The sequence below is a fragment of the Methanocalculus sp. genome (assembly GCF_029762515.1).
Classification (GTDB): domain Archaea; phylum Halobacteriota; class Methanomicrobia; order Methanomicrobiales; family Methanocorpusculaceae; genus Methanocalculus.
The window spans coordinates 1-4,060 of the sequence record NZ_JARVGN010000203.1; the positions used below are offsets into that span (position 1 = coordinate 1).

Genomic DNA, 4,060 nt, shown 5'->3' on the forward strand with positions numbered 1-4,060 from the left:
TCTCCGGTATCCTGATCGAATCGTCATCAGGCAATGATATCACCGCTCATACTCTCTGTTGGAGGAGTACAAACATAAACCCTTATCATTCAGCCGTGATCAAAACAGGGGCGGATGATAACCGGGGAGAAAGGACTTATCTGTGCATTGAGTATATATAATAATTAGATAATGGAAGGCGACAGCGCAGCACAGGGGAATCAGCCGGGTCACAGGTTCTCCGGTGTCTCAATCAAGAATGAACCCTTCACCGTCTCGGCAGCTCCCGGCATCCTCCGGCTCGAGCCCGAATCAAAAACAGGAAATGTTCGGGAATTTTCCCGTGATGCCCTCTTCGATGCAGTCCCCGAGATCGATAGCGAAGGCCTTCCCGCCCTTGCCCTTGCGATCAACACGTCGAACGGTATCCGGCGTATGGTCCTTTCCTTTCCCGAATGGGCAGGGGGTACCCAGGGCCGTGACAGGCTTGAAGCCCTGATCCGGGCGATTATTCAGGGAAAAGGTGATTCGCCTGCGGGTATTGCCAAGAAGAATGATCAGATCTTTTCCGGTGTTCTGATCAAGGGTGAGCGGTTTGCTATCGGGATTGCCCCCTCCGGGATCACGTTAACATCCGGAGATGGAAAAGGGAAACGGTCCGGTTTCCCCCTCTCTGCCATTGCCGGGGTGGAGTTGGAACCCGGAAATGGAGATTCTCCCTCCCTCGCCCTTGAGATCAGCACATCCGGTGGTATCAGGCGGATGATCCTCTCCTTCCCGGGTGATGCCGGAGGATCATCCGCACGTGACCGGGCGATCAGCATGATCCGTGATATCAGGGGGAACAGTGCCCCCGGACAGGAGACCCCTGCCCCCAAAAAAGCTCCTGCCACTCCCTTCTGTTCAATCACCGGTATCACCATCAAGGATATCCCCTTCAGATCCGATCTCTATCTCGACCGGATCTGCCTGATCCCGGAAGCAGGTGAAGGCGCACCCCGTGAATTTCAGAGATCTGATCTCTTCGATATCGTCCCTGAGTTTACACCGGACGGCCACCAGTCTGCGGTCCTTGCCATTGCAACCGGAAGTGGCATCCGGCGCCTGATCCTCTGTTTCCCTTCAGAGAAAGGGGGTTCATTTGAGCGGGACCGGTTCATTGTACGGGTTCAGGAGATCATCGACGGGACAGCCGGGAGCAGGCCCGAGACTCTTTCAAAGAGAGGACGGGCTCCTGCAAAAACAGAATATCCGATCTGCCAGAGATCCGAACTCCTGATGGATAATGAGCCAGTCGGCCTTCTTCTCACCTCAAAAAGGCTCATCATCTATGAAGGTGACGGCACCTCGGCGTCGGTGCGGGAAGAGTTCCGTTCATCACAGGTCCTTGATGCATCCCCCACAATCGATCTCTTCGGGATGCCGGCAGTCACCATTTCGCTCATCTCAAGGGAGAAAGAGATCTTCCACCGGATCATCGTCTTCGAGGAGGAAGACGAGCGTGATATCTGGATTGCGTATCTCACCGCGGATGAAACCCCTCCCCCCATGATCGAGGGGGAGTATGATGATCTGGAATCGGCTGGTCGTGAGTACCCGGACGAGATAGTGGATGAACCCGAAGAAGAATCGGAGGAAGAGGACGAAGAGGAGGAAGAGATTCCTCCACCTCCAAAAGACGATCAGAAACCGCCACCTCCTGTATGCCGGTGCCCGGTATGCGAGACGATCATCGCTCCGGGAAGCCCGTGGTGCGACACCTGCGGCGTACGCCTCTCCCCTGACCATGACTGGAGGGGACTCTCGGAATATGTGCTCCTGACGACGGAGGACGACCCCCTTACCCCGCGCCCGAAGCGGGAGCATGGCCGTATCCTGACATTTCTCTTTGCACCGTCCGGTGCTGCGAGGTTCCAGGATGATCCCCTCCCGCTCCCGCTCACCTTCTTCCTCACCTCGATGCTCGTCTGTATCCTCGGCACCATCGGGATTATCAGCTTTCTTGCAGGGCGTGCCGGAGTTGATCCCGCCCTCTATCCGGTCATCTCGGAGCTGATCACCGACCCTGCGACAATGGCAGTCTTCACCATCACAACCCTGATCGCAGCAGGAGCAGCGGTTCTGATCGCCGCGTTCCTGGCATTTCTGATCACCGGGAGGGTTGAGGGGAGTTTCGGGAGGCTGCTCCGGATAACGCTCTACGCTGTACTTCCTTTTGGAATAGTGGGGCTTCTTCCTGTTGCAGGTCTTTTTATCGCCGGCATATGGTCGATTCTTGTACTCTCGGGCGCACTCAGGAGCACGTTTGACTTCTCGATACCTGCCTCCCTCTTTCCCCCGGTTGCCAGTTACGGTGCCGCTCTCTTTGCGGGCATTCTCCTCTCGGGAGGGATTCTATGAGGCGTTCTCTGCTCCTCTCCTTTCTCATTCTGGCCTTCTTTATATGCGGAACAGCATCTGCTGTGAATGTGATGATCGCAAGCGATACCACATCCGTCGTCGTTCCAGGCACCATCACCTTCACCGGATCGGTCTTGGGAAACGAGACAGACGTGAGTGAATGGTCATGGCAGTTTGCAAGGGTGGGTGATCCCTCGTCTGCAACGCGGATGGTAGGGAGTGGCAGAGTGGTGACAAAGACCTTCGATCGTGCCGGTACCTATCGTGCAGTCCTCTATACGATGGTTGACGGACAGAACTTCCAGAGCAATCCCTATGACGTGATGATCTATGAGAGTGATTTTGTGCCGGTACCGGAGTTTGAGGCATCTCCTGTAACCGGAACAGCTCCCCTCACCGTCATCTTCAGGGATACGTCACAACACCTTCCGACAAACTGGCACTGGACATTTGGTGATGGGGCAACGGGAACCGGCCAGACAGTGGTACATACCTACACAGAGCCGGGATCCTACTCGGTCATCCTTGCAATCGAGAACCCTGCCGGAAGGTTCACCAAGACCTTCTCAAATCACATCACCGTCACCACTCCCCCGGCCGCCCTCTTCTCTGTTGACAGGACAAGCGGCGAGCTCCCGCTCACTGTTCAGTTCACCGATGAATCAACCGGAGGCATCACCTCATGGCATTGGGATTTTGGTGATGGCTCAACCTCAACACTTCAGCACCCCTCGCATACCTACACCAAAAAAGGAGAGTATACGGTTACCCTGAAGGTTGAAAACAGGTATGGAACGGCAACCACCGAAAAAAACAACTTAATCACACTTGATAGAAATCCGGTTGTGGACTTTGGCGCTGACCAGCAGAGGGGAGGAGCTCCCCTCACTGTCCGGTTCACCGATCTCTCCGGCGGCAGCCCGAACCAGTGGCGATGGGATTTTGGTGATGGACGGAGTTCCATCCAGCAGAACCCAACCCATACCTATACCCACCCCGGAACATTCCGGGTACAACTCACCGCATCAGGAACGAATGTTGCGGGATCGCTCACCCGGAGTGGGTATATTGTTGTACGGGATCAGCCGACTGCTGCCTTTGATGCCGGGAAAACATTTGGAAACGCTCCCCTCACCATCCGGTTCTCGGATCGTTCGATCGGCGGCCCTGAAGAATGGCGATGGGAGTTTGGCGATGGTTCCGGCAGTTCAGAGCGGCACCCGAGCCACACCTACACAGAAGAAGGCACCTACTCTGTTCTGCTGACGATAAAAAATTCAGATGGATCAGACTGGCACCTGGAGGAGAACTATATCACCGTCCTGAAACCGACACCGGCTCCTGCGGCTATGCTGATGGCTGATCCGGCAGATAATGGCAGTCAGGACGGTGCAGAAGATCCCATCCCCTCCCCGACGCTCAATATCTCGCTTGATATCCCGATCGTGCAGCCACGGGATCTCCTTCGGGAATATTTCAATCTGATAATGGCTCTTCTTGGAAGATAATAGCAGGAAAAACTATCATCCTCCCGGTATCATTACAGCCTATGAGCATCAAAACCGAGGTTATTGAGAAGGTTGGAGCCCTGATGACTGTTGCATTCGGGCTTGTTGCGGCACTTGCCTGGAACTCATCGATCCAGGCCCTCTTTCGGGAAATCTTTGGGACTGCGGATAAT

Annotated in this window: 3 protein-coding genes; all 3 read left to right on the top strand. The window is 55.0% G+C overall.

What is annotated here, in order from left to right:
- Positions 1-171 precede the first annotated feature (171 nt).
- The gene (locus QCH34_RS07990) at positions 172-2,379 is read left to right on the top strand and encodes a Yip1 family protein (protein ID WP_300332638.1); all 2,208 of its coding nucleotides are present in this window, start codon (positions 172-174) and stop codon (positions 2,377-2,379) included.
- A complete protein-coding gene (locus tag QCH34_RS07995) occupies positions 2,376-3,887 on the top strand; it encodes a PKD domain-containing protein (protein ID WP_300332640.1) in 1,512 nt (503 codons plus the stop codon). Before QCH34_RS07990 ends, QCH34_RS07995 begins: the two co-directional genes overlap by 4 nt.
- A gap of 41 nt (positions 3,888-3,928) precedes the next feature.
- On the top strand, positions 3,929-4,060 hold a 132-nt coding region (locus tag QCH34_RS08000), incomplete at its 3' end, for a DUF5654 family protein (protein WP_300332642.1).